Source organism: Acinetobacter halobius (assembly GCF_044130335.1).
Classification (GTDB): domain Bacteria; phylum Pseudomonadota; class Gammaproteobacteria; order Pseudomonadales; family Moraxellaceae; genus Acinetobacter.
Map to the genome: position 1 here is coordinate 214,456 of NZ_JBIQOD010000002.1, position 26,257 is coordinate 240,712.

Consider the following 26,257-nt stretch of genomic DNA (forward strand, 5'->3'; position numbering starts at 1 on the left):
AAGTATTGCGATGAGTCAGCTTAGGCTAATCAATGGATTGTTTGGAACTAAGCCAACATACGTAAAGCTTGTTCGAGTCCACGTTGCTTAAGGCCTGCTCCTGCACCAAACCATGCTGAATCAAGTCTGTGATCTTGACTCATGGCACGACGTTCATGATCAGCAAATTCTGTAATTGAGCACAGCAAACCATAGGCCGTGTCTTTAGCTGAGCTCAGTTCTGCCCCACGACCGTGTCCATTAAACATGGTCATGACTCTAGACATGGCACGTCCATTCGGTTCAGTTTTGTTTTCAGCTTTCGTGGCTTGGGTGGCTACATTACGATAGAACTGAATAATGCCTTCGTCCTGTTCAATTGGACTCAGGCTAGTATTGTTAAACACTGCATCGAAATATGCTGCCGCTTCAGTCTGTGTCACTTTACGTTGACTGAGCTGTTTCATTTCATACATGTGCTCATCCCATGCACGGACTGAAATTCCCAGCTGCTGTTTGATCTTCTGGGCATCGAATTTGGTGCTGTGTGGCACTTTCACTACACCTGTACTGCTGTTCTGACCTTTTAATGCAATCGCTAAAGTGTTGTTACATACCACACGAATAGAAGTAAATTGCGCCGTGGTCGCTAAGGTGCCATCACATGCAGTCGCTAAGAGAATATAGCCATTGCTGACATCTTTGCCTTTTAAAGCAGAAGTCTGTCCAGTTCGAGCTAAAGCCCAGAATTTCTTCCCGCCTTTGAGTACACCTGCGGTTTCCAGTTCAAAGCCTGATTGCTCCGTCAGATCTCGGTAAAACTCCAAGATCTGTTTGGGTTGAACTTCCTGATAACGCTGACTCACTACCGATAATGGTACATGAGTATCAGAGCGGTATAAAACGCGTTGTTCTTCATAAGGCATAATGATGCTTTGTCCTCGATCATTTTTAGCCATATAGCTGACATCAGAGGATTCAATGCGCCAGTCCATCCCTGCTTGCTGTGCCCAGATTTCAATCGGTTGGTTTTGCGTGAGTTGATTACCTAAACCATGCCAAGGGGTGGCGCCAACATAGGCCATTTGTTCAATTTGATGTGCCATAGTTCTTTTTCCTATTCAAAGTAAATTTTGGTTTTTGTAAATCTTAAATTTTGCGGGGTGCTCTGTGGAGCTACGCTCGATCTGCAAAGTGATGACCACATTCCAGACATTCATACAGAATTTGTGCTTGTGCGGTTTCTTTCAGCATGAGATTGGGTTGCTGTTCTTGGACATAATTGAGAAAACACGCTGCACATCCGACTGCACCACCAATCACGGCACCGACCACATAGACCATCGGACGTTGCCCTTTGATCAGGCGTGCACCTGAAATACCCATCGCAGCATAATTGACGATATATTGCATCAGGCTCTGCATCGGTGGTTTAAGCAAGGTTTGACCTAATGAAGGATTGGGATTGGATATGTGTGGTGCAGCGATTTCAATTTCATCACTGCCACACATCGGACAATAAATTCGAGGCATATCGATAACTCCATAAAATTTCAGGCATAAAAAAACCATGCCCGTTGAGGCATGGTTTTTGATGAGCTTATCTTTGATTCAGTACTTAGAAACTGAGATACAGTTCAAGCTTCAGCATTAATTGAACTGATAACTTACACTACCTTGGGTGGTTTCTATATCCACTTGTACGACGTTAGAGAAACTACATTTATCCAGTCGCAATCGAGCGATTTGCCCCATCTGAAAATGTAGTGGTAAATTAAATCTTTTATCAGATCCCATATAGGTACATTGTCCATTGTTCACCGTGACATTGGTCACTTCTATCGGTTCTGCTGTATTTGAACGGATCGTTATCACTGCAGGACGGTTCCATGTCCCATAAACCATTTCATTCAATTCGACCGAAAAGGTATCTGGTTCCAATCCTGAACTGCATCCATGTAAAGTCAATGCAGATAACGAAAGTAGTGTGGTGAAGCCCAAAGTTTTCATCAAGTTGTTCATTTTGGATTGCTCCTAAATATTGTATTCAGATGTAGAGATATGGATGCTTTCCCTCAATTGATATCGAGAAGGTAAAACCCTTACATCGTGGTAATATATATTTGAATTTTCTTAGTTTTTAAAAAGTACTCAACAGCAGATTTGATCACTGTCATCCATCTCCCAGATAATCGAATTTTTCAGGTTCTACAGGGACGACTTTCTTCGGATATTTCTGCAAGAGGGTTTCTGGGGAAAGATAGTTCTCAAGACCAAATTTGAAATTCCATACTGGTGCATGTGAGACATCTTGAAATGGCATGGTTTTCAGTTGTTCTATTGCGTTATCAACAAAGTACCATTCCAGTTCAACTGCTGATCTTTGCTTGAAGCTCAGTGGTTTGAATACAGGCGAAACATACATCACCTCTACAACATTGTTGCGATGCCGATCTAGATTGCCCGGTTTGTTAAAATAGAAAAAGATGCCATTTAGACTCAGCTGATTATTTTTGAAATCCAATACATACCCTAATTTGAGTTGCCCAAAATATTCAGCGATTTGTTTGGCTAATTCAGGTTGAACTTTAAAAATGACTTCCGATTCCAGAAAAACTCTAGACCTAATATCTTGTCCATAGCGAACCATCATCTGTTCATGATCTGCATCGTATTCATAGGAGCCATATGGATCGTTAAGATAAATATCTCGAACACTTCGGTTTAAAGCTTGTTCCAGTAATTTCAGATCATAGTCCGTAACTTTGCTTTCTGCATTTTGCCTTTCTCGTTGCACTCGTGCTTCATAGTCCTGTGTTTTTTCAAATTCTTGCTTCGGCTCAATGTGAGGGGCTTTCATATAGCGGATATGATTGATCGCCAAATTATTGCTATATTTGAAATATTCATCATTGGTCAAATCAATAAAAAGATAATTATCTTCAGGATCATGATTTTGATTACCAATCACAAAAATTTGATTTGAACCTAGATTGAGTTGAGGGTGAATCAGATCATAATTTTCATAGAGTGAAGATTCTCCAATCCGTTCTATTTCCCAGTTGGTTGGGTATCGAATTTTTTGATGTGCAGGAATATCCGAAAGTTCTAATTCTTGCAGACTTTGATCAGGACTGATTTGTGCTTTCGGCACAATCACGGTTGGTGTTTCAGTGATATTCTGCAAAGCTTCACTGCTTTCTGTTGTTTGAGCTTCTACAGCGAGATCGCTTTCAGGCTGATCTTTACTGGAACAGGCACTCAGTCCCATCAATAAAATACATAAAGACAGACACTTTAATTTAGTTGTCATCGTGCATCATTCTCTTTCATTCTCCATAAGCACCTCTCAACAATCGCCAAGCTGGACTTATGGTGGTTTGATGTTCTTCTTGGAGTTCTGCCTTTTCTTCTGATGTGACTGTTCCGCAGAAAGGAATCTATCTGTAGATCAGCGATAAAATGATTCAGATGTACAGGCCAACAAAGGATGAAGTACCTTCATTGAGCGTTCCCCAATTGCTAAATTTTTAAAATATCAATTTATCTGGCGACGACAACGCCATAGAAAATACTGGGGTAAAAAAGAGAGTGAGCATTTAAGAATGTAGTACGCATGGCGGACTCCTTTGGGTATAAAGAAGTTTCACCACATTACTGCTAAATAATGGTGGCGAAACGAAAAGGGGTTAGCAGACTGATACCCAAAAAGATCAGCACATCCGAAGATGTCCCCCTCCCGTTCCGCCGCAGAGGGGGGCACGTAGGGATGCCCACAAAAAAGAAAGAGACTTTTTCGTGTGCTTTGGGTAAAACGGTCTGCTAAAACCGACTGACGATGTTGGTCAGCAAGATAAGGATAATTGGCAGGATTTAAAGTGTCAACGTTCTATAAAAAATGAAGCTGCTCAACGATGAAAATGAATGAGAACTGTATGTCTTTTATTTTTATACAGAGTAACCTTTAGTTAATAAACTTTGAACAGCAATTCTTGTAAAAAACAAGATCCCTAAAGAGGGTGCCTCAGCTCAAAGAAATGATTCATATTGCTCATTTTGATGTCTATATTGGTACATTATTTATGACCTAAGGTTTTTACAAGACTTTTTTATAAAAATATCTTTTATATCAAGCTAATTTTCAAAGCTATTTCTCCTCAAGAATTTAAACTCATTTAGTCAAAATTATAAAAATGATTGTATTAAAATTAAACCTATATTTATCCTAGAGATTAGTGATATTGAACTCATATTCGAGAGATGTAAAATGTCTGACCAGTTGAAAATTGATAATCAAATTAGCCTCATGCACGTACTTGAGGATTTTGTTTTAAAAAATATTAAATATTCAGGTGTAGGCAACCAAACATCCTTACATGAGCATTTAAAATTTTGTGGTGTTGATTTACAGGAGTATCGTTATGGAATTACTGAATTAGATAAAAAATATATTTACGATTTACATACCCAAGGACGTTTCAAAGAAACTGAGCAACAAAAAAATTATCGTACTACTGCAGTACAAAAAATCCATCTTGCTGAAGATGAAAATGATACTGTCGAAATTCCTTCGATTGATCGTTTGCCTCGCTTTTACGATGATATTCTGACAGAGATAAAACAGTTTTTTGCTTACATTCAATCTGATGAAATCATCAGCCTAAAACAGGTAGAAAAATTACGTAAAAAGGCTTTCCATACCTATGCCATGCATAATGACTGTCTAAATTTAAATGCTGTACCCATAGAAATTCTTGAGTCCATTTCAAAAAATCAGAATGGGTACCAACAACGGACAACTATGGCAACTATCAGACAAGGCTTTATCCAATACGCTGAAAAAATTCTTTTTGACAAAGAAGAGGTTTCAAAAATTTCATCAATCAACAAAGCTACAATCATTCAAGACCTAGAAACTAAATCTATCCCTACTGTCAAAAAAGCATTAATTCAGCAACTCAAAGTAGATATTAAAATATTATTGTTTGACTGTATTCGAATAAATCGTGCCAAAAAAGTTCTGCTCACCCACGCTAATCCGGACCAACAAGAAGAAGCTATTTTTATTTTTAATGATGATGAATTTTATAAAAAAACAAGACGAAAACTAAAAAAGCGTATCAGTGAATACAGAAATAAAATTGATGAAATAAAAAACTCTGGAGAACAGACTAGTAAAAGTATGATTAGGAAAAAATATACGGGAGATAGTGAAACTTGGCTTAAACAACACAAAGTTCAAGATCAAACTTTATATCAATTAATCCAAGAAATCGTAAAAAAGAATAGGGAACATTCTTATCTTAAACATAAAAATTGAAATTTCTAATTTCATAAAAAATTGCATGTCCGTGCAAATGGGGTATTTTGATGAGTTTTCTTTTTTTATTGTAGAAACCATCCAATCACAACCAAATAGGACATATGATGGTTTCCGTATCCCCTCAATTTAAGATGATCTCTCGTGTAGATTTAGAAGAACTGACTGGTTTATCTAGATCTACCATCTATGATCGTCTTAATCCCAAGTCCAAACGCTTTGACCCTGACTTCCCCAAACCAGTGAAGTTTGGTCACTTAACCCGTTGGCAACTCAGTGAAGTTCAAGCTTGGATTCAGTCCAAAATTGACACCCGCAATCTCCTACAAAAGACGGCTTAACTGTGTATATCTGATTCATTTACACATTCACGTAAACACAGGATGAATTTGTGCAAAGCGAGTCTATTTGCCTTGAATTGCAATATGGGTATTAAATCATTTAAGTATATCTACAATATATTCTTATTAAATATATTCGATATATATTAACCACTTACATCTTAAATTCAGTATTTAATGATTTGACTTCATTATCTTCAGAAGTCTATATCAAACTTAAATACCATCAATAGTGACCTGACGCCTTAAGCACGTCAGATCACGTGTGAAATACACACTGATGACAGAATATATGAGTTAGTGTAATTCACGACTAATCCCTAAACATGCCATTCACTCAACCTAGACACTACTTAATTTAGCGTCTATAGACAGCTTTTGCCCAAATTTCTTTGAAATAGATTCAACGAGAAATTTATGGAAAAACTTAGATTACTTGACCACTCAGCAAGTACCATCACATTTGAAGAACGGCTTGCCCTAATCCACTCTGATTCCAGTTCTGCAATTGTAAATGGAGAAGGTAGCGTCCCTCACTCTCTTCTACGACATCATGCTGATTATGATATAGAAGTCTGTTCGAATATTTTGAATCTGATTGCTCAATGTGACAAAGCTCAATTGCCTATCGCAAAAATAGCCAATTCATATTTACCCCAACATTTTCGAGTTGAGTTCGCTACTGGGTGGGATATTTTAGTGAAAATGGTACGCCCTGCATTTTATTATCAATTCACGGATCGATATTTCTATGGTGAAGAAATAAAAGCATGGATATCTGTACGCAATCAATTTCCAGAAAAGGATCTTGAGTTTCTTACACACCTATCTTCACTCGACTCTACTAATCAGAAGAGCGTGAAAAAATACATTGATCTGTTTAATATGTACATGGAACGCCTAGTTCAACATATTCAGAGTGCATCTTTCAAAAAGAAAATCAGAGACCGCAATACAACCAAAAAAAATAATAAGAAGGCCTGTGTTGAGCTTCTGAATCACCTGATTGCAAAGTTTGCAAAAGTATTAGTTGTCAGAGTGGATTTCTCATTAAAACGAGATATAGCAACCATTTTGAAGCATGCATCGTCAATGGCTACCCCTTACTCACGTCATGATTTAAGTGCTCTTAAAAGTTTCATGACTAAGTTTAAAAACAATTGGCGTAACAATACTTTATTAAACGCTATCGAAGGCTATATCTTCCAATATGAGTATTCCCAAGCCACAGGTTTCCATGTTCATGCATACTTCTTTTTTGATGGTAGTAAACATCAAGAAGATATCAGTATTGCCCAATACATTTCTGATTACTGGCAGAAAATCACCAAAAATCAAGGAAGTTGTTTTATCTGCAATATGAAGAAAGATCAGTACAGATACTGTGGTATCGGCATGATTCATTATTCAGATCTTGAAAAACAATCTTTCTTGATCAAAACATTCGATTACATCTGCAAAGCCGATCAATTTTTCATTTTTTCTGAGCTTAAAAATTTCAAACGATTTCAGCGGAGTAAGTTGCCCACTCCAAAAGCGACGTCTGGACGCACACGCACCTTAAATTCAACACAATCTCACTAATCTAAGGAATCAATTATGTCGTTTAATGCCACGGAAAAAATGGAAGCAACTAACCAATTAAACTGTATTACTGGTCTTTATCGTAACCAAGGATATACACCGATCTCATTGTTTAATCATTTAGAACTTATCCAAAAAATTAAAAAAGGAAATCGATTCAGGATATTTACTAATAATCTGACTGCATTTCCACATCCAAACATTCCTAATCTGTACAAGACGAATTTAGGAAATACTGTCTTCAATCATATTTTCGATAATACTCAGAATCCCTATACAACTGGTCTGTTTCAGAATACGTGGATTCACCCTGAAATAGCACTACTCAGTCAACTGATGCTGAAACATAATCTACATCAATTCAACCTAGATGCTTATCAGCAAATAGAACACGCGTGTGAAACTTGTTTTGCTGATTTCAAAGTTCATATTCAGACCAGAGCGTTCACGTCACAAATTCAATCATGGATCACTCGTTACCGCTCTTGCAGTAATCGCTACGATCGTTTTTTTGAGTTTATCTATGGTGAGTCCAGTAAGTTTGAACTACATTCACTGATTGTACAACGTAAGCGCCCCAATGGTCTTGAGCCTGCTTTTGGTGACCCTGACTTTCGTAGTATGACTGCTTACGAAATTGTTAAAGAAAAATGTATTGAAATTATTCAAGATGTTTGGAAAAATCGAAGTAAAAACAATGTATTAGGCATTCTCTCACGAGAAGAAATTGACATCTATCAAACATACTCAATACGGCTTATTTTCATTGTGGAAAAAGAATATTCTGATCTTGTGCAATTCAAAGATACACATCTGTACGAAATGCTTGAACCACATTTTATTGAACTTAACAACGATCGTATTGCTTTAGGTAATATCGGTACAATCAATTCTGGAATTGCACCTCTATTTCAGGGGCAAGAACAGAACTATTATGACTTAAAACAGATTCATGTTGGCAACCGTTTAAATGCATTAAAAGCTCAACTCGTGATTCCAAATTACTTGTTTAGAATTGGTGATGATTCATGTAGTTTGAATATTGAGCGAGGTCAAACTCAATATAACCGGTAGTTAAAACTTTTAACTAAACAGCATGACTTTGATCATGCTGTTTTTTAGTTATCTATTTTGTGAAAAAAATTCATATTGTGTTATTTTAAATTTCAACTTTTTTACTCAATATTCTGTACTTTGAATTTATAAAATTACATTACTGGGGGACGATTGGGGGATTAAAACCAAATTATTTTTTATTATTAATTATATATCAATATCTTAATAATAAAATATGACTCCCTCTTTCGCCAAATTAACTTCCCGTAGTATCCATCGGGATCCTAAAAGGCTTAAACTGTAAAGGTTTAAGCCTTTTTTATGTCTAATCATATCTACCAAGATCTATTGAAATCCTGTAGCTATTGAGGAATATGAATAAGAAAACCCAATTTAAACTAAAATACAAAATATCTTTTTATGACAAGAAATAGCGAATAAGACAATAACTCAATGAAGTATAAGAACAACTATTTTCAAATACAGACTGTTAGAATAAAAACAGCTTTAAGCCGTATATCACCCATCGCTAAAAATAGCTGATCAATTGAACAAAAACATCCTAAAGCAATGAATTTATGATAATTATCTCATCACATCCAAAGTACAAATAAATCAAATCAAATCAAATCATGCATTAGAGTCAAAACCGACTTATACGCAATACTCATCTCGCTGATGTTCAATCAGCGACAGAGCTGCATTCCATGCTTTCAGCATCACCATTTCAATCATTTCACTTTCAAACTGTTGGGCCGTGTGCTGACACACGGTTTCAGAAGGAAGATGCAGTTCCACACCACCCACCATCGCCTTAATCTGAGCTTGGCAAGCACGTTCAAGAAAGTAAATTTCATGGAAAGCACGTTGAACCGAATCACCAGTCGATAACAAACCATGATTTCTTAAAATCATGACTCGATTTTGCCCTAAGTCTTTAACCAGACGTTCACGCTCTTCGGTTAATAACGCCACACCTTCATATTCGTGATAGCTTACTTTTTTATAAAACTTTAACGCATGCTGTGATAGAGGCAATAAACCCTGCTTTTGTGCAGACACAGCTATACCATCTGCAGTATGAGTATGAATCACACAGTGCACATCTTGTCGCGCATCATGAATAGCAGAGTGAATTACAAAGCCTGCCGTATTGACTAATTTTCCCTGATCATAATCAGCAACAGTATGGCCTGCATAATCAATTTTCACCAAATGTGAAGCTGTCATTTTCTCAAAAGGAATACCATATTGATTAATCAGAAAATGTCCGTGTGCATCGGGTACGCGTAAACTAATATGAGTATCAATTAAATCGGTCATACGAAAATGTGCAATTAAGCGGTACAGCGCTGCAAGCTGACAACGCGCATCCCACTCTTTTTCAGATACAACATCTTTTATACTTTTTATCGCATTTAAATTTGTCATTTTTATATCTCTATGTTGATCTATCCATGATGTTGGTATGACGCTCTCAAAGAAAAGTTTAGCCGTGCCAAACTGTTAATCCCTCCAGACCATCAACGCCAAACAAAAGCATTGTTTCTAATACACACTTATAAGTCTTGAATGATTCTGCTATTTCAAGGGGTGATAAAATGCTTGCTCAAGTTTGTTTTTCCCTCATTTGAAATTGCATCACTCACAAGAATGGTCTTTGCTTTTAGCATAGACGGGGCAAAATCGACCATGCTACGCAGGGTTCGCGTATAATGCGCCTGATCGGAAAAACCCGCTCCCAATGCAATCTCAATTAAGCTCTTTCCTGCCGCCCAAAGCTTTATGGCATAGCGAATACGTAGCCATAGAATGTAGCGTCGCATCGAAATTCCCAACTGCTGGCTAAATAAATGCATCAACCTCGATTCAGATAACCCTACATGAGCAGCGACTTCAGCCACTGTGGGGTGCTGCTGTGGAACACATTGTTGAATATAGCGGCAGCTCTGTAACACTCGAATATCCCAAGGCAAACTCGGTAACGTGTTTGGATTTAAGCAAGACAATATATCCAAAACCAACTGTTTGGCCTGATCGAAACTGAACTGACCTGCGATGAGTTGCTGAAACTGAGGATGGAAAGACGCAAGACTTGATGCAGGCAAAGAGCGAAAAGATTCCCCATTTAACAAGGGATGTAAGTAACGATACAACGCATGATCTGGGTCAATCAGAAGAGCAAGATAAGGCTGGTTTTCTGAGTCGGTGCTGTGATTTACATTCGGCGCCATAACGACAATATCGTGATAACTTCTAACGTGTTGACCCAAAGTAATCGCAAACGGTGTGCCTAGACCAATTTGCAATAACGCAGGAAAATGGGCATGGGCATTATTTAAGTGTTCGCGGGTCACATACAAAATACACCCGTCCCAAGCATAAACTTGGCTTTGGTTTTGCGACACTACACTCGACTCCTTCCTTGGAAATAGCATATTCGTTCAAGACCATGCGCACTATGCTATTTAAAAATACATCTTGTAAATACTAAAGGAAGAGCAAATGTTACAGAATACCCAAACCCAAGTTAAAAATAATACACAAGATCTCGTGAACAGCGCCGAGCTTTCTGCAACTCGGGTTCAGAGCCCTACTGTACAAATGATTGGAAGTGATGGGCGTTATAAAACCCTCAGAGAATTCTATCCTTTCTACCTTTCACAGCATGCAGATTCCACTTGCCGACGTTTACACTTTGTTGGAACAACGTGCGTGATTGGAGTTACTGCCATCGCAGCGATGACTAAAAATCCAAAAGTCCTGTGGGCTCTGCCTGTTGTCGGCTATGGTTTTGCGTGGATCGGCCATTTCTTTTTTGAACATAATAAACCAGCCACGTTTAAACAGCCATTCTTTAGCTTAGTCTGTGACTTTAAAATGTATAAAGACATATTACTCAAACGCGTAGATTGGTAAGTCAAATCGCAACGGTCCCCTATCTTAATCAGGCCGTTGCATCAATCCTACAACAGCCAAACTTGTTGGGTAAGTTGTTTAATTTCGTCCATGTCATGGCTAACATAGAGCATTGGAATTGCTGTTTCCTGCTGAGCTTTCTGAAAAAAGGGAATAATTTCTTGTTTATGGGCTGCATCCAGTGCAGATAAAGGCTCATCTAATAACAATAAATTAGGTGAATATAATAGTGCTCGACCTAAGGCTACCCGTTGCTTTTCGCCCCCCGATAACTTGGTTGGCATACGACTCAGCAAATGATTGAGTTTAAGTAATTCAACAATATAATCTGGGTCAAAGCGTCGACTGTCAGGCTGTATACGTTTATAACCAAACAATAAATTCTGCATGACGTTCATATGCGGAAATAATTGCGCATCCTGAAACACCAAACCGACACGGCGTTGCTGTGGCTTCAAGTTGATCTTACGTTCTGCATCAAACCACGTCTGATTTTTGATTTTAATCCAACCACTTACTGGTGTATTTAAACCTGCAATTGCATGCAAAATACTGGTTTTGCCTGAACCCGAAGCTCCAAATAAACCCACTACATTCTGTTCGGACTTAAAGCTTTGCTCGAGTTCAAATTTGCCTAAATTGAGCCGAATATGACAATCAATCATGGCCTTAATGCCCTCGCTTATTTTTCTGATAACGATGAAACCATTGGGCAAACCACAAAGCAAGAAAAGCCACAGTTAATGACAATATAATCAGCCGCCACACCGCAGGTTCGGTATCAGGTTGTTGCATTAAACTATACATGGCTAAAGGTAAAGTTCGCGTTTCTCCAGCAATATTGCCCACAAAGGTAATGGTTGCACCAAACTCGCCCAGACTGCGACAAAAACACAAAATAGCCCCCACCAATATCCCACTACTGGCCAGAGGCAACGTAACATAAAAGAATGTGCCGAAGGATGAAGCGCCTAACGTTTTGGCCGCCATTTCCAAACGTTGATCCACCAGTTCAATGGCCAAACGAATCGACTGAACCAAGAGTGGAAAGCCCATCACGGCTGAAGCCAAAACTGCGCCTTTCCAGTTAAATGCAAAATTCAATCCAAACGGTTCCAGATACCTCCCCAAAATACCATTACTTCCAAAGACTTGTAGAAGTAAATAGCCTGGAACAACAGGTGGTAAAACCAGTGGCAAAAAAATCAAGGTTTCAAATAAAGATTTACCAAAAAAGTCTTTACGTGCCAACACCCAACCCACCGCTAATGCAGGGATCAGGCTAAAGGCCAGACAGGTGGCAGCAACCTGACAGGAAAGTTTGAGTACTTCAATTTCTTCAGTGGATAAGGCAAGCATCATCACTTCGCTGGCGATAAAACAGTAAAGCCATACTTTTTAAACACTACATTTGCCTGCTTCGTTTGTAAGAATTGATAAAAAGCTACAGCGTTTGGATTGTTTTTGACTAAGCCTAAAGGATAGATAATTGGAGTATGGGTATTGATCGGAAATACGCCAACGACCATCACATCTTTACTGATCGCGGCATCTGTCGCATAAACAATCCCAAGCTGACATTCACCCCGTGCCACAAAGTTAAGTGCGGCTCTGACATCTTCAGTTTCAACCAAACGAGGTTCCAGTTTCGACCACCAGCCCAGCGATGTCAGTGCTTGTTTGCCATATTTTCCCACAGGGACGCTTTTGGTATCGCCTGTACAGAGTTTGCCTTGAAATGCGGTAGATGGATCAAAACTTTTATCCATTTTAATTTTTACAGGTTTCGATTTAGGTGAAATCAAAACCAGTCGATTACCCAGTAAATTCACTCGTTTATTTGGCTCAATGAGCTTTTTATTTTGTAAATAATTCATCCATTGTTCATCAGCAGAAACAAATACATCTGCTGGTGCACCCGCCTCAATTTGTTTTGCTAAAGTCGACGATCCTGCATAAGAAGTTTTGACTTGGATGTTCTTCTGTTTTTCAAATAATGCATCTAAATCTGTCATTGCATTGGTTAAGCTGGCTGCAGCATAAACAGTAATGGCTTGCTCTGCGTGTGCTTGCACACCAACAATAAGCCCACAACATAATAGCATTTGAATACTTTTCTTCTTAAAGTTTAGCAGCACCATCTTCCCCTTTTACATTACAAAATGACCGATATGTTTTTAAAAATATATGGATATATATGCAACGTCAATTCCAGACAACGATTATTTATCATTCAAACGAGATGGTTAGGGTTCTAATCACGTGATAAGTATTACGCTTATAAGCGGATAGATCAGACAAAGGGTCTTGTATTCAATCTGACCTTCATAATCTTTAGACGGCTGCATGTTAAAAGCATTCAGCTGTCTAAAGATTATTGTTGGATGTTATCCACTATTGTTTAAGAAATTGGGCAATCGCTTGAAAGTCATACTCAATGACATGACGTGCGTTTTGTTCCATCTGTCTGTATTGGCTTAAAATAGCTTCACCAAAATTGGTAACATGAGCTCCACCACCATGTGTTCCTCCTTTTTGAGTTTCCACTAAGGCTTGTTGAAAACTATGATTCATGGTTTCAACCAACTGCCATGCACGGCGATAGCTCATATTCATACTTTTTGCGGCTTGTGAAATTGAACCTGTACGTTGAATTGCTTCTAAAAGTTGAGCCTTGCCTGGGCCTATGGCAATTTCTTCATCCCATAAAATTCTAAGCTGTAATTTTAATTTGGCATCATGCATCACTGTCACTCAAATAAAAATAAGTCATTGAAACAAATAGCTATGATTTAAAGAATAAATCTAACTTAAAGACAAACCATTTTGTTTTCTATAAAAGTTAACTTTACAACATAAAGTTAAGGTCTGTTCGAAATAAATCTTGATATAAGGCTAACTTACGTCATCTTGTACTGGGTTTGAAATAGATTTAAATCACATTTCAATTCGACCTGTGTGATTTTTAGCACACGAGGCTTTCGGGATAAGTTAGGGATCATCCAAGCGCAAAAATACTGAGCAACCACCAACTCGACAAATACCAATAAGCCTTTAATATTATTTAAAAAAACATATACAACATGATTCCACATCAAACAATGTAGCGAATGCCTCCGCATAGCCTCTGTAAGGTATTTTCTCTCAGATTCAGCTTAAGTATATAAAACAAAACCATCCCCACGACAAAAACTTGCCAACTGCAACCCAGATCTTTTAGCCATTTCTATGGCCATTGAGGTCGGTGCTGAAATACACGCCAATAAACCAATATTAAGTTGAGCACATTTACGAATGAGTTCATAACTTGCCCGACTGGTCATGACCACAAAACCCTGACGCACGTCATGATGATTTTGCGCCATATATCCCAGTAACTTATCTAAAGCATTGTGCCGTCCGACATCCTCAAATAGCGCCACAATTTCCCCCGCCTCAACCCATGCCGCCGCATGTGCCCCACCCGTCATTTGGGTAATTTTTTGGCGAATATTCAGTTGTGAAATTGCATAAGGGATTTGCGTCAGCCATACATCTGAAACGACAGTGGTAATTTTTGGCAGATTCAAATGTAGCTGTTGCAAACTTTCAATACCGCAGAGTCCACAGCCTGTTCGCCCCACCATCATGCGTCGATGTTGTTTCAGCGCCATAAAAGCTCGGGTAGAAATATTCATCTCGACTTGAATACCGAACTCAGTGTCTTGAATATCCAATGCATATAATTCTTTTAAACTGTGCAGAATGCCTTCAGACAAACTAAATCCTTTTGCAAACACGTCAATATCTGCTGGTGTTGCCATCATCACTGCATGAGAAATACCGTTATAAACCAATGCAATAGGATATTCTTGCACCACAAAATCCGATTGTTCAACTGCTTTATTTTCATTTAAACGCTGGATCTCAACGGCTTCATACCCTTGGGAATTCAACATTTTTGCCTCAATATCCATGCTGTTTTTTATCTTCCATATTGCAAAGCACTTCATTTAAATGATTGAAATGACACGAGACAAAATCTGTGTCATTTCATTAATCATAAGATCTAACCTGCCCGATTCACGATCTCATCGGCATCGTCAGGATCAACTTCTGTATTCAAATTGAAATGTTCTGGCGCATTACCTGCATGCAAAATCACAGGCACGCTTTTCGAGGCAGGAATCTTGGCGTATTTATCATGACTACTGAGCGCAACCAATGGGTTGGTTTCAGGATAATAGGCAGCCAAACTACCCCGAGGAATGTTATATGGCACAATGCGAAAGCTCTGTACCACACGTTTAACACCATCCGAATAGATACTTTCGATATCCACCCATTGATCTGCAACAAACCCTGCTTCTGCAATATCATCAGCATTCATAAACAAGACACGGCGCTGACCAAACACCCCACGATAACGATCATCTAATCCATACAAGGTGGTGTTATATTGGTCATGAGAACGCGTGGTCATTAAGGTATAGACTTTAACTTCTGTATATTGTTCAGCGTATTTATTCTCTTTATCGGCATACACTTCAGCCAGTGGCGTAATTAAAAACTGTGCTTTGCCTGCTGGTGTATTCCACACATGCTGATTGGCAGGATGCTCTAAGTGAAAACCACCTGGCTGATAGACCCGAGCATTAAAATCGTGGAATTCATCAAACACGTCTTCAATCGAATCTCGAATACGGTCATAACTTTCTACATACCATTGCCACTTGATATCACTGTCAGGCAAGACGGCTGCCGCCATACGCGCCACAATGTCAGGCTCTGAAAGAAGATTCTCGGACGCCGGTTCATTACGCCCTGCGGACAGATGCACATTACTCATGGAATCTTCAACACTCACTGCCTGCGCGCCATGCAGTTGCATATCAATTTCGGTACGCCCCAGACAAGGTAGAAGTAATGCCTCTTTACCACAGACCAAATGGCTACGATTGAGCTTGGTAGCAATCTGTACCGTTAAATTACAACGGCGCAAACCTGCTTCGGTATAGGGTGTATCTGGTGTTGCAACAGCAAAATTCCCCCCTAAACCAATAAAGACTTTGACCGCCCCTTCATACATGGCCTTAATCGTATCCACCACACCAAAACCATGATGACGAGGCGATTTAATCCCAAAAACACGATCAATATTGTCGAGTAATTTTGTGCTGGGTAATTCATTAATCCCCATAGTTCGGTCACCTTGCACATTACTGTGTCCACGAATCGGTGCCAAACCTGCGCCAGGTCGACCAATATGCCCTCTTGCTAACATTAGGTTTGCAAGCATGTGAACATTGGCCGTTCCATGTCGATGCTGGGTAATCCCCATGCCCCAACAGAAAATAGCCGTTTTGGCATCCAAATACATTTTAGATAAAGATTCTAAGTGCTCAGGGCTAAGCCCTGTGTGTGTATGAATATCAGCCCATGGCGTTCGATCTACTTCTGCCATCATGGCATCAAAACCGACCGTATTCATTTCGATAAAAGAACGATCAAAAACGCTCTTGTTCCCAGCTGCCAGTGCTTGAATGTCCCACTCACGTAAATGTTTCAACATCCCGAACATGAGCGCATAATCACCGCCCACTTTAGGTTGGAAATAATAACGACTAATGGGTGTACTGCCATTGGTCATCATCTCAACAGGCGCTTGAGGGTCTTGGAAGCGTTCTAAACCGCGTTCTTTTAAGGGGTTAATGGCCACAATATTGCCACCACGTCGCGACACTTCACGTAAAGTCCCGAGCATACGCGGATGGTTGGTGCCTGGATTATGTCCAAAGCTAAAAATCGCATCGGCGATATCAAAGTCTTCCAATGTGACAGTGCCCTTACCGAGTCCGATCGAGTGCAATAAGCCAACACTGGTGGTTTCATGGCACATGTTCGAACAGTCGGGGAAATTATTGGTTCCATAAGCACGAACAAAGAGCTGATACAGGAACGCGGCTTCATTACTGGCACGACCCGAAGTATAAAACGCTGCTTGATCTGGGTTGTCTAAAGCATGTAGATGTTTTGCAATCAGGGCAAAAGCTTCATCCCAAGAAATTGGACTATATTTGTCAGAAACAGGGTCATAACACATTGGGTCAGTTAGACGACCTGAATCTTCAAGGAAAAAATCACTTTGTTCTGAAAGCCAACTGACCGTATGCGTGGCAAAAAAATCAGGCGTAACACGCTTGGATGTGGCTTCAAAAGCAACCGCCTTCGCCCCATTTTCACAAAAGTTAAAGGCATGTGCATCTTTCTTTTCAGGCCACGCACAGCCGGGACAGTCAAAGCCTGTCGGTTGGTTAATATTGAGAAGTGTAATGGCGCCTTTTTTGAAGACCTCTTGTCGTTTTAAATTTCGGGCTACACTTAATAGCGCTCCCCAGCCACCCGCAGGATTGTTATACGGCTCTATTCGTGCATAATTCGTCTGCTCATCGTCATGCTTTTTGTTTTCAACATTTTCCATCTGACCGTCCTCTATCCATTTTCTAAACTATAAAAATGACTTGCTCATATCATTTGCGAATTGCTTGGACGTGTTATCTATTGATGCCGTTTTCCTGCACTTTTAAAAACTCTTTGACTTGTGTGGCACAACCCTGAACAACACTTTTGATAAAAAATATCCCCCTTTTAGGATTAAATTTCAACACTCTATTTATTACAAACACCCTCTCTCACATGTAGCTCCATTTAAAGCAAACCACTCAAGTTATTGAAAATAAGGATAAATTTAATTCACTCTATCGTTTGTTTGATATTTAAAATAAAACATTTCATACTCTTCTGATCACAACCCAAAGGTGTGTTTATACCCGTGGAGTAACTATGGATGGTTCGACTACAACAACAGTAACACCCGCTCTTGGCATGAGCAGACTGTCACAGTTGGTCGATCAGTTCGGCCGTCATAAACATAAACTCAGAATTTCACTGACCGATCGTTGTAATTTTCGTTGTAGTTATTGCATGCCAGACACCCCAGAGTGGTTGGCTAAAAAAGATATCTTGAATTTTGAAGAGCTCTTACAATTTTGTGCGGTTATGGTGCGTCTGGGTATTCGACACATTCGCCTTACAGGTGGCGAACCGTTAATGCGCCAAGGTATTGTCAATTTTATTCATGATTTAAATCACCTCAAAGCCCATGGTCTACAACGTATTTCTATGACCACCAATGCTTTTTATCTTCAAAAATATGCTCAAGGGCTAAAACAAGCTGGTTTAGATGATCTCAACATCAGCCTCGACAGCATCCATCCAGATACGTTTAAAGACATGACCCAGCGCCCACTTGAGCCTGTGTTAAGGGGAATTACTGCGGCGCAACACGCAGGTATCCCAATCAAACTCAACTGTGTCTTGGTGGCAGGAAAGAATGATCATGAGATTGTCGAACTCACCCAATGGGCCTACCAACAAAAATTTGAATTACGTTTTATTGAATATATGCCTTTAGACCAACCCGATCACTGGCGTGCAGAAAAGGTGATTACTGAAGATGAAATTATTCAAAAACTTAGATCTCATTTTCAAGTTGAAATACAAGCCAGACAACATGACCCTGCAACGCTTTATTTACTCAATGGGCATTATAAACTAGGCATCATTTCCACCATCAGCAAACCTTTTTGTCAGAGTTGTGATCGTTTGAGATTGACTGCGACAGGCGAACTTTTTAGCTGTTTATTTGCCAATACAGGCACTCCGCTACGGCATTTACTTCAACAACCAGATCTTTCTTTATTGCAAACTCATATTTTGAATGCGGTATGGCATAAAAAAGCTGGCTTTATCGAACATCAACAGGCTCCAACACGCAAAATCAGTATGCATGCCATAGGTGGTTAATAAGTTGATTAATTTTGAGTTCGACAGTCATTCGACTATATCCGCATTTATTTTTGTGTTATCTAAATACGTCATAAACGTTGTCTACTGATCAAACTGCTGAACTGCCTGTCGGTTCCTTAATGTTTCGGAATATTTTATGAAAAATGTTGGCATGAAGCCAGAAAGCTACCGAGTGGCAACAGCAAGTGCTGAGTTACTTGCTCCAGCACATTGTTTACAACTTCTTGCCGATGGCAATACTGAAAAAGGCGATGCGCTGAAAACTGCACGCATTGCAGGCATTTTAGCGGCAAAACGCACCGATGAACTGATTCCACTATGTCACCCCCTACCCATTTACCGTGCTGATGTCGACTTTGAGCTTTTGGCCGATCGTGTCGTGATTCGAGCAACAGTTGAAACCATTGGACCCACAGGTGTAGAAATGGAAGCACTCACTGCTGCCAGTCTTGCTGGATTGACCATTTATGACATGCTTAAACCGCATTGTGAACCACATGAGTTGATTATCCAACAGTGCAAATTAGACCTGAAAAAAGGTGGAAAATCACACTTCAAACGCCATTTACGCCAGCCAGTCTCTGCAGCAGTTTTGGTACTATCAGATACAGTTGCAGCAGGCCGTAAACCTGATACAGCAGGTCGTTCAGTCGTTGATACATTAACCGAAGCAGGTTTCGATCCTATTCATTATCAAGTTTTACCTGACGAAGCAGCTCAGCTAAAAGATTTGGTCTTAGAGCTGACCCAATCCTATGCCTGCGTGATTACTGTAGGTGGAACTGGAATTGGCAAAAGAGATATTACGGTCGATACCTTACAACCTTTGCTAGAACGTGAGCTCAATGGACTCATGGAAGCTGCACGGGCTTTTGGTCAAAAACGCACTCCTTATGCAGCAATGTCTCGAGGTGTTGCCGGTTTTATTGACCGCTCATTGGTCATCACATTGCCGGGAAGTCGTGGTGGTGCCAGTGAATCCATGGCTGCGATTCTACCTGCATTGGTTCATATTTTTGATGTTTGCCGTGATCTACCTCATCCGGGAGGTTATGAATGAGTTGTTCAGGTGTCGGTTTAATTACCCTTGATCAAGCCCTTGCGCATTATCGTTCAGTCAAAACACTACCTTGCGTGACTTTACCTTTAGTACAGGCGCATCGGCATGTTTTAGCCGCAGATGTAGAATCAACGGTTGCCCTGCCACTCTTTACCCAAAGCGCAGTCGATGGTTACGCTCTTCGCTCTGAGGACTTACTTGCAGGGGTCACAAGTTTTGAGGTCATTGGAGAAATTCGGGCAGGTGTTGCAGAGCACATTGAAATACAATCAGGACAAACTGTTCGTATTTTTACTGGAGGCAAACTCCCCCATTCAGCAGATACCGTAGCACGACAAGAAATTATCACCCGTAGCCATAATCTCGCTGTTTTAAATCAAGCTTTAGAAAAAGGTGCAGATATTCGTTACCAAGGCGAAGAACTGAGTATTGGAACTCAGCTTGCACAAAAAGGGCAACGCTTAGGCAATGGCCTAATTGCTGCACTCAGTATGGCGGGTGTTCAGGATGTACAGGTTTACTGCCAACCCAAAATTGCCGTTCTGATTACAGGGGATGAAGTCAGTAGCCAATTGGATAATGAATCTAAAGTTTTTGATGCCAATGCCCCAATGATCTTGGCATGGCTTAACGAGCAAGGTTTAACAGATGTGCATTTAGAACATGTGATTGATGATGAGAGTCTACTCTCTCAATCGCTTTCCAATGCAATGAATGGTTATGATCTGGTTATTACCACAGGTGGCGTTTCTGTTGGGGATTATGACCTGATTCGTCCTGTTTCTATGGCCTTAGGGGCAAAAGAAATCTTTTGGCAGGTGGCACAAAAACCAGGAAAACCATTATATTTTGCTGAATATCAAGCAGATAACCATATCTCTTACTTAATTGGTTTACCAGGCAATCCTGCGGCGGTACTGACCTGCCTTGCCGTACATGTTTCTACAGTGTTGGCGGCACTGCAAGGGATCGACTCCCCTGCTCCTGTATGGAAAAAAGCACGTTTCACTGATAGCGTAAAACAAGACAGTCGCGAGCAGTTGTTACGTATGGTGTTAAATGTGAACGAACATGGACAATTGACGGTTGCCAAACTCGGAAAGCAACAATCACACATGTTGAGCAATTTGAATCAGGCCAATGTGATTGTTCGAATTCCTGCCCGGACCGATGCTCCCGTTTCAATGGACTATGTTGATTTTATTTCGATATGAGGTCGATTGATGGTCTTTATCTCTAACCAACAATAACAATGCTGCCGATGCATAATGACAATCAAAGCTTTAACTTTGATTGCACATCATCGCAGCAAAAAAGATTTCAAAATGAGAGAGACTCTCTCATTTTGAAAATCAGGTACATGCAATGCAACCTTACCCAGCGACAGCTTTGATCATCTTAGCTGGTGGACAGGCCACACGTATGAATGGCGTCAACAAGCTCCTGCAATGCTTTGATCACGACATTCAACTGTTAAAAATATATAAAGCTTTTCAGGACAAAGTTCAGGAAGTTTGGATCAATAGCCATTGTGACTATGCCGACTATCTGGCGTTAATTCCTGATATTCGCTATTTCAAAGATGATACAGATGGTTTCTTAGGCCCCTTAGTCGGCATGAAAAGTGCATGGTCATATGTTCAATCTGATTATATTTTATGTGTTCCATGCGACATTACCGAAATTCCACAAGACATCCTGCTTCAGCTGCATCAAGCACTCAAACACCATCCTTTATCTTCCGTTGCTTACGTCGCGTTCAATGGGCAAGCACTTTATCCTTTTTGTTTATTGAAACGCAGCAGTCTCGATACATTCAATCAGCATTTAGAGCGCCAACAGCTTAGCTTAAAACAATGTTTTGCAAATCTATGCCCTCAAAGAGTAAATATTCAAAATCAGCATTCAACTTTTCATAGCTTAAATTCGTTTGAAGAAGTGCAGGCCTACCAGAAAGCTGGCATAAAATGACGCTGAGTGACTCAATTCAGGCGGTCATTCTGAAATAGCAAATTTGAAGCAAAAAGTCGAATATGAATCCATCTGAAGACAATGACCTTTGAGATTTTGAGGAGCGAATTGAATAGTGCTAAAGTGCATCCAAACCTATTGAAAACGACTGAATCAAAAATTGTTTTGAACCCATTAAACGGAACTCATCATGCAGGACATTCATATTAAAATCGAAGCTTACGGTGCCATCGAAAAACACCTGCCTGCTGATCTAAACTTGAACTGTGCATCAAACAGTTTAGTTACGGATGTATTAAACCAAATTAAAACACACTATCCATCTGTGGCTGACATGATAGAACGCTGTGCCTGTGCTATAGGTGAAGACATTATTCCTCGTCAAACAGTCTTGACTCAAGACTGTACTTTGGTTTTACTTTCGCCAGTCGCAGGAGGCTAATATGCTTGTGTTTCCACGTATTCAAGATACAGCTCTTGATTTAAATCATTTTGATACAATTCAGGCTTTTCCTGAATGTGGTGGAACTGGGATTTTTATCGGAACCGTCCGCAATCATCATGAAGGGCGAGCGGTTCAGGCTTTAAAATATACCGCCTATGCTCCTGTTGCAGAGAAGATGATTCGAGCCATTGAACAGGAAATACAAGAAAAATATGGTCTGCACTATGTTCGCGTTGTGCACCGTATTGGCAAGTTAGATATTGGAGATAAAGCAATTATTGCGATTGCTTATGCTCCACATCGCAGAGAAGCATTTCAAGCCTGTGAAGAAGCTGTTGAACGTGTTAAGCACGAAGTACCCGTGTGGAAAGAAGAATTCTATACAGATGGAAGCAGCCAATATGTTGCAGGCTGCTGTATACGACAAGATTATGATGAGCATGAACATAAGCACGGACACCATCATCACCATCATTAATCCTGCATAGGATGAACGCGACACTGAGTATCACATCATAAAACACTGAGCACTACACAACATTCAAAAAATGGTGCTCAGCCTCTATCCATAGAGATTTAAAACCCTAGTCCACATGTAAAGAATAAACTGAATTCCAACTCATCCCTTTCAATCTATACATTCCTTTTGCATTTCTGCTCATTTCACTCCTCGTCTTTTAGCACAAGTGTGACGCTCTTCATTCAGATTCAGACTCTTTTTATGCAGATATAAGTTGCACATTCAACTTGGCATAAAGTCTGCTTTATGAAACACAAGCTTTAGCCATTAGGAGAAATTTCACCACAAAAATAAAGATTCATTAAAGAATAAATGCTCGAACCTAACTGAAAGTTGGGCTAAAACAAATAAGCAGGGAGGTTAAAAATAAATCATCACTTATCATCTAGATGCAATGTTCATCAAGCACAATGAATTTGCGGTATACAACTAGCGAAACACGAAATTGACCAATAAAACTGCTATTCGGGAGTCGGAATGAATAACAGCACCAATTATGTCAAACAAATTAAAAACGCTAAACGAGGCGGTTATACCCCAACCCTTGCAAAGGATGTCAACAAACACAAAATTCAAAAAGCAATTCGTCTGATTGAACAATGGAGAACGCTGGCCAATGAACTCAAACCTCAAATGCAACTCGATATGGCTTTTACGTTGGAAGAATGTGCCCAAGACCTCGATCAAATTTTAAGGAGCAAATAAGTTCCATGTACTCACTTAACGCTTTTTAAAAAAACAGTTTCATTCTAGCTTACTGCTTTATTCTGAACGTTCACCCACCCGATGGTGGGTGAAGTTTGTACAAAAGATGATGTGTATTTCAATCGCTCACTTTTTGGCTTGCGTTTTCAACAAAATCCGCTATTATTCTCTCCACGTTGCCGGCATAGCTCAGTTGGTAGAGCAACTGACTTGTAATCAGTAGGTCCACAGTTCGAATCCGTGTGCCGGCACCATTTTATACTTAGCCTCGCTTTTTAGTGAGGCTTTGTTGTTTCTAGCCTTTAGGTTTTTATTTCGTTTTAAATATCTTTAATTGCTGTAATTTGAGCATAGCGCACGATGCCCTGTTCAAATAATTTTTGACAAAGTTTAGCTGTCATTTGAATTTTCAAATCATCCAAGTTTTTAACTACATTTTGCGCCAAGTGCTCATGATAATAATTTGAAAAACCTGAGAATACTGCACCAGATATATCCTCAATTTCAATCTGCTGATAACCCTGTGCTTGAATGCTGTGCATCAAGTCTACTTCTAACTGAAGATGACCTAAATGAACGTCGGCAGCTTTTAACAGCATTTTCAGTTGAAGCCTCTCAAAACGATTTAAATTCAAAAATGCATCGCTTAGCATCAGATAATGAAATCCAATCCGACCGTTTGAATTTAAAATAGAATGGGTGGATCGCAGGAATAAATTTAAATCACAGTGATAAGCAGCATCCAGACACAGCACCACATCAAAAGGTCTAGAGAATGTCTTTGAATTTAAATTTAAAAAAGAATTTTGGATGATCTGTATATTTGAATTTAAAGTGTGCCGTATGCGCTGCACACATTCGACTTGTAATTCAACCGCGCAAAGTTGCTGAACATGGTAATGCTGTCGCCACAGCAATAGGCTCGCACCCTGCCCACAGCCCAAATCCAAAACCCGATCATTGGCATCTAGCTGTAACCGATCTGCAAGGCGCATGGCCAAAGCTTGGCCAGCCTCAGGGTAAGATGATTGACCATCCTCCCAATAGCCGAGATTGCTCCAAGCCAGTACAGCGTGATCTCCCAATTGTTTGGCATCAATTGCATACTTATGCTTCGGAAAATATTGCTGTAAAGTTTGGAGCCAGTTCATGCTTTAGTAGCCGAGTTGTGGGGCAACCTCAACTTTAGGTTTTAATCCTACAAACGGCAATGGTGCACCAAAAATTTCTGCAATATGCATTGCAGAGGTCACTGCTGATTCTAAAATCGGTAAACCATCACACGACCATGAACCACAGAAAAAGACTTTTCGGTTTGCCATTTTATGACGCTGTTGTAATTCTTTATTCAGCGCGACGGTTTTTGAATCCACCACGGCGCGAGTTAAGGTTACGGTTGAAATCACTTTTTTCGGATCAATCTCCGTCACGGGCTGCCACGTTTGGAACACCGCATTTTTACCGACCAGACTTGGTTCTACTGAGTTAAGCCAGACTGTGAACTGTTGACGGGTAAACTTACGATCCATCATATAACTGAGCACTGACCAATCTTTACGCTTTGGCGGCATCACAGAAGAATCGGTATGAATGACCAGTTGACCTTGCTCAAAACGGAATTGTCTTAACAATGCAATATCATCGACAAATTGTGCAGAATCTAAAAATTCTTCAATTTTGGTCGTTGGGGTTGCAACCACCACACGATCAAATAATTGCTGTTCGCCCTTGTTATTTTCTACCAAAACCTTTTCAGCTTGCTCTGTAACTTTGGTAATGGCCGAGCCACTTTGAATATTGATATTTTCAATCAACTTATCCACCAAAGCTGGGGTTCCGCCTTGTAGACGTAGTAAAGCATCGCCATCGGTCAATTGACGTAAAAAGATCAACAATGGTTTGGCAGGCCATTCACCAATGGTTTTTGGATTGCAGGTACAAATGGTATAAAGCACTGGCATAACTGCACCATGCCAAAATACTTCTTCAATCTCATGCTGATTAATAAACTCAGCCAAAGTCATGTCTTGATCTTTAGATTTGAAGAACTTAGCAATCGCAGTTTTAAGTTGCAACATGCCTTTAACCAAACGCCATCCATACTGTTGGAGACCTTTGCGATTATTAATAATTGGAAAATTGCCGATGCGACTTCGCGTCGTGGTTAACCACGTTTCAGTACGATCTTCAAACAGCCAACTACATGCCATATAGGTACGCACAGGATAGGTTTTAATGCCCAAATAAGTCGCAAGACTCAAGGTATTTTTCCATAAGTGCGGGTTCATGACACGTAAGGGAGCATCAATCAAACCACCTTCAAACTCTGTACTGTGGCTATCCATACCACGCCCAGTCAGCGCTTCGAAAATAGTAATATTATGCCCTGCATCCTTCAGAATTCTTGCGGTAGCAAGACCAGCCATGCCGCTACCAATAACTGCAATATCCAAAATTATGATCCGTCAATCTGACTTATATTGACTGAAATTATGACCCAATGTCGAAA

26 protein-coding genes and 1 tRNA gene are annotated in these 26,257 nt (G+C 39.9%); 13 read left to right on the forward strand and 14 right to left on the reverse strand.

Annotated elements, in window-relative coordinates; translation table 11 throughout:
* Positions 1-47: 47 nt before the first annotated feature.
* The 4 genes from ACE01U_RS03355 to ACE01U_RS03370 all read right to left on the reverse strand — a co-directional run bounded on the left by ACE01U_RS03355 (position 48) and on the right by ACE01U_RS03370 (position 3,292).
* The gene (locus tag ACE01U_RS03355; RefSeq protein ID WP_395578703.1) at positions 48-1,085 is read right to left on the reverse strand and encodes a DUF932 domain-containing protein; all 1,038 of its coding nucleotides are present in this window, start codon (positions 1,083-1,085) and stop codon (positions 48-50) included.
* A gap of 70 nt (positions 1,086-1,155) precedes the next feature.
* The gene (locus ACE01U_RS03360) at positions 1,156-1,512 is read right to left on the reverse strand and encodes a hypothetical protein (RefSeq protein WP_395578704.1); all 357 of its coding nucleotides are present in this window, start codon (positions 1,510-1,512) and stop codon (positions 1,156-1,158) included.
* Between the two features lie 117 nt (positions 1,513-1,629).
* Positions 1,630-2,001 (reverse strand): hypothetical protein, encoded by a 372-nt coding sequence (locus ACE01U_RS03365; RefSeq protein ID WP_395578705.1) that lies wholly within the window; start codon positions 1,999-2,001, stop codon positions 1,630-1,632.
* A 151-nt stretch (positions 2,002-2,152) separates the two neighbouring features.
* Positions 2,153-3,292, reverse strand: a complete 1,140-nt coding sequence (locus tag ACE01U_RS03370; RefSeq protein ID WP_395578706.1) for a hypothetical protein — start codon at positions 3,290-3,292, stop codon at positions 2,153-2,155.
* A 954-nt stretch (positions 3,293-4,246) separates the two neighbouring features.
* On the opposite strand from ACE01U_RS03370, the gene ACE01U_RS03375 reads away from it, so the two are divergent.
* The 4 genes from ACE01U_RS03375 (at position 4,247) to ACE01U_RS03390 (ending at position 8,298) form a co-directional block, all read left to right on the forward strand.
* Entirely contained in the window at positions 4,247-5,299 is a 1,053-nt protein-coding gene (locus ACE01U_RS03375) for a hypothetical protein (RefSeq protein ID WP_395578707.1), read from the forward strand.
* A gap of 107 nt (positions 5,300-5,406) precedes the next feature.
* Positions 5,407-5,640 (forward strand): helix-turn-helix transcriptional regulator, encoded by a 234-nt coding sequence (locus ACE01U_RS03380; RefSeq protein WP_395578708.1) that lies wholly within the window; start codon positions 5,407-5,409, stop codon positions 5,638-5,640.
* A 417-nt stretch (positions 5,641-6,057) separates the two neighbouring features.
* On the forward strand, positions 6,058-7,224 hold the full coding sequence (locus ACE01U_RS03385) for a YagK/YfjJ domain-containing protein (protein ID WP_395578709.1): 1,167 nt from the start codon (positions 6,058-6,060) through the stop codon (positions 7,222-7,224).
* 15 nt (positions 7,225-7,239) lie between these two features.
* Entirely contained in the window at positions 7,240-8,298 is a 1,059-nt protein-coding gene (locus ACE01U_RS03390) for a hypothetical protein (RefSeq protein ID WP_395578710.1), read from the forward strand.
* Between the two features lie 636 nt (positions 8,299-8,934).
* Here ACE01U_RS03390 and ACE01U_RS03395 read toward each other — a convergent pair.
* Positions 8,935-9,711: a class II aldolase/adducin family protein gene (locus ACE01U_RS03395; RefSeq protein WP_395578711.1), complete on the reverse strand. Its 777-nt coding sequence runs from the start codon at positions 9,709-9,711 to the stop codon at positions 8,935-8,937.
* A gap of 155 nt (positions 9,712-9,866) precedes the next feature.
* The gene (locus ACE01U_RS03400; protein WP_151707178.1) at positions 9,867-10,718 is read right to left on the reverse strand and encodes a helix-turn-helix transcriptional regulator; all 852 of its coding nucleotides are present in this window, start codon (positions 10,716-10,718) and stop codon (positions 9,867-9,869) included.
* A gap of 67 nt (positions 10,719-10,785) precedes the next feature.
* Between ACE01U_RS03400 and ACE01U_RS03405 the strand changes: the two genes are divergently transcribed.
* The gene (locus tag ACE01U_RS03405) at positions 10,786-11,199 is read left to right on the forward strand and encodes an Mpo1-like protein (RefSeq protein WP_395578712.1); all 414 of its coding nucleotides are present in this window, start codon (positions 10,786-10,788) and stop codon (positions 11,197-11,199) included.
* A 47-nt stretch (positions 11,200-11,246) separates the two neighbouring features.
* Here the strand turns inward: ACE01U_RS03405 and ACE01U_RS03410 are convergent, their stop codons facing one another.
* The 6 genes from ACE01U_RS03410 to ACE01U_RS03435 form a co-directional block, all read right to left on the reverse strand.
* Positions 11,247-11,864, reverse strand: coding sequence for an ATP-binding cassette domain-containing protein (locus ACE01U_RS03410; protein WP_086209114.1), 618 nt, complete (start codon positions 11,862-11,864; stop codon positions 11,247-11,249).
* A gap of 4 nt (positions 11,865-11,868) precedes the next feature.
* Positions 11,869-12,561 carry a molybdate ABC transporter permease subunit gene (gene modB / locus ACE01U_RS03415; RefSeq protein WP_395578713.1) on the reverse strand — a complete coding sequence of 231 codons (693 nt, stop codon included), beginning with the start codon at positions 12,559-12,561 and terminating at the stop codon, positions 11,869-11,871.
* Positions 12,561-13,304 (reverse strand): molybdate ABC transporter substrate-binding protein, encoded by a 744-nt coding sequence (gene modA, locus ACE01U_RS03420; RefSeq protein WP_395578748.1) that lies wholly within the window; start codon positions 13,302-13,304, stop codon positions 12,561-12,563. Before modA ends, modB begins: the two co-directional genes overlap by 1 nt.
* Positions 13,305-13,593: 289 nt before the next feature.
* A complete protein-coding gene (locus ACE01U_RS03425; protein ID WP_086209117.1) occupies positions 13,594-13,944 on the reverse strand; it encodes a winged helix-turn-helix domain-containing protein in 351 nt (116 codons plus the stop codon).
* 410 nt (positions 13,945-14,354) lie between these two features.
* Complete coding sequence (gene fdhD, locus ACE01U_RS03430) at positions 14,355-15,155, reverse strand: formate dehydrogenase accessory sulfurtransferase FdhD (protein WP_395578714.1); 801 nt, start codon at positions 15,153-15,155, stop codon at positions 14,355-14,357.
* A gap of 92 nt (positions 15,156-15,247) precedes the next feature.
* On the reverse strand, positions 15,248-17,659 hold the full coding sequence (locus ACE01U_RS03435) for an FdhF/YdeP family oxidoreductase (protein WP_395578715.1): 2,412 nt from the start codon (positions 17,657-17,659) through the stop codon (positions 15,248-15,250).
* A 362-nt stretch (positions 17,660-18,021) separates the two neighbouring features.
* Between ACE01U_RS03435 and moaA the strand changes: the two genes are divergently transcribed.
* The 8 genes from moaA to ACE01U_RS03475 all read left to right on the forward strand — a co-directional run bounded on the left by moaA (position 18,022) and on the right by ACE01U_RS03475 (position 24,002).
* Complete coding sequence (gene moaA / locus ACE01U_RS03440; RefSeq protein WP_395578716.1) at positions 18,022-19,044, forward strand: GTP 3',8-cyclase MoaA; 1,023 nt, start codon at positions 18,022-18,024, stop codon at positions 19,042-19,044.
* 139 nt (positions 19,045-19,183) lie between these two features.
* Complete coding sequence (moaCB, locus tag ACE01U_RS03445) at positions 19,184-20,107, forward strand: bifunctional molybdenum cofactor biosynthesis protein MoaC/MoaB (RefSeq protein WP_151707185.1); 924 nt, start codon at positions 19,184-19,186, stop codon at positions 20,105-20,107.
* A complete protein-coding gene (locus ACE01U_RS03450) occupies positions 20,104-21,321 on the forward strand; it encodes a molybdopterin molybdotransferase MoeA (RefSeq protein WP_395578717.1) in 1,218 nt (405 codons plus the stop codon). Before moaCB ends, ACE01U_RS03450 begins: the two co-directional genes overlap by 4 nt.
* A gap of 151 nt (positions 21,322-21,472) precedes the next feature.
* Positions 21,473-22,078, forward strand: coding sequence for a molybdenum cofactor guanylyltransferase (gene mobA / locus ACE01U_RS03455; RefSeq protein WP_395578718.1), 606 nt, complete (start codon positions 21,473-21,475; stop codon positions 22,076-22,078).
* 190 nt (positions 22,079-22,268) lie between these two features.
* The gene (locus ACE01U_RS03460; protein WP_119063284.1) at positions 22,269-22,520 is read left to right on the forward strand and encodes a MoaD/ThiS family protein; all 252 of its coding nucleotides are present in this window, start codon (positions 22,269-22,271) and stop codon (positions 22,518-22,520) included.
* 1 nt (position 22,521) lies between these two features.
* Positions 22,522-23,001: a molybdenum cofactor biosynthesis protein MoaE gene (locus tag ACE01U_RS03465; protein ID WP_110974226.1), complete on the forward strand. Its 480-nt coding sequence runs from the start codon at positions 22,522-22,524 to the stop codon at positions 22,999-23,001.
* Positions 23,002-23,520: 519 nt separating this feature from the next.
* The gene (locus ACE01U_RS03470; protein WP_004691623.1) at positions 23,521-23,748 is read left to right on the forward strand and encodes a hypothetical protein; all 228 of its coding nucleotides are present in this window, start codon (positions 23,521-23,523) and stop codon (positions 23,746-23,748) included.
* Between the two features lie 178 nt (positions 23,749-23,926).
* Positions 23,927-24,002 (forward strand) — tRNA-Thr (locus ACE01U_RS03475).
* A gap of 66 nt (positions 24,003-24,068) precedes the next feature.
* Here ACE01U_RS03475 and ACE01U_RS03480 read toward each other — a convergent pair.
* Positions 24,069-24,899, reverse strand: a complete 831-nt coding sequence (locus ACE01U_RS03480) for an SAM-dependent methyltransferase (RefSeq protein WP_395578719.1) — start codon at positions 24,897-24,899, stop codon at positions 24,069-24,071.
* Between the two features lie 3 nt (positions 24,900-24,902).
* Complete coding sequence (locus tag ACE01U_RS03485; RefSeq protein ID WP_213033324.1) at positions 24,903-26,201, reverse strand: FAD-dependent oxidoreductase; 1,299 nt, start codon at positions 26,199-26,201, stop codon at positions 24,903-24,905.
* Positions 26,202-26,257: the final 56 nt, after the last annotated feature.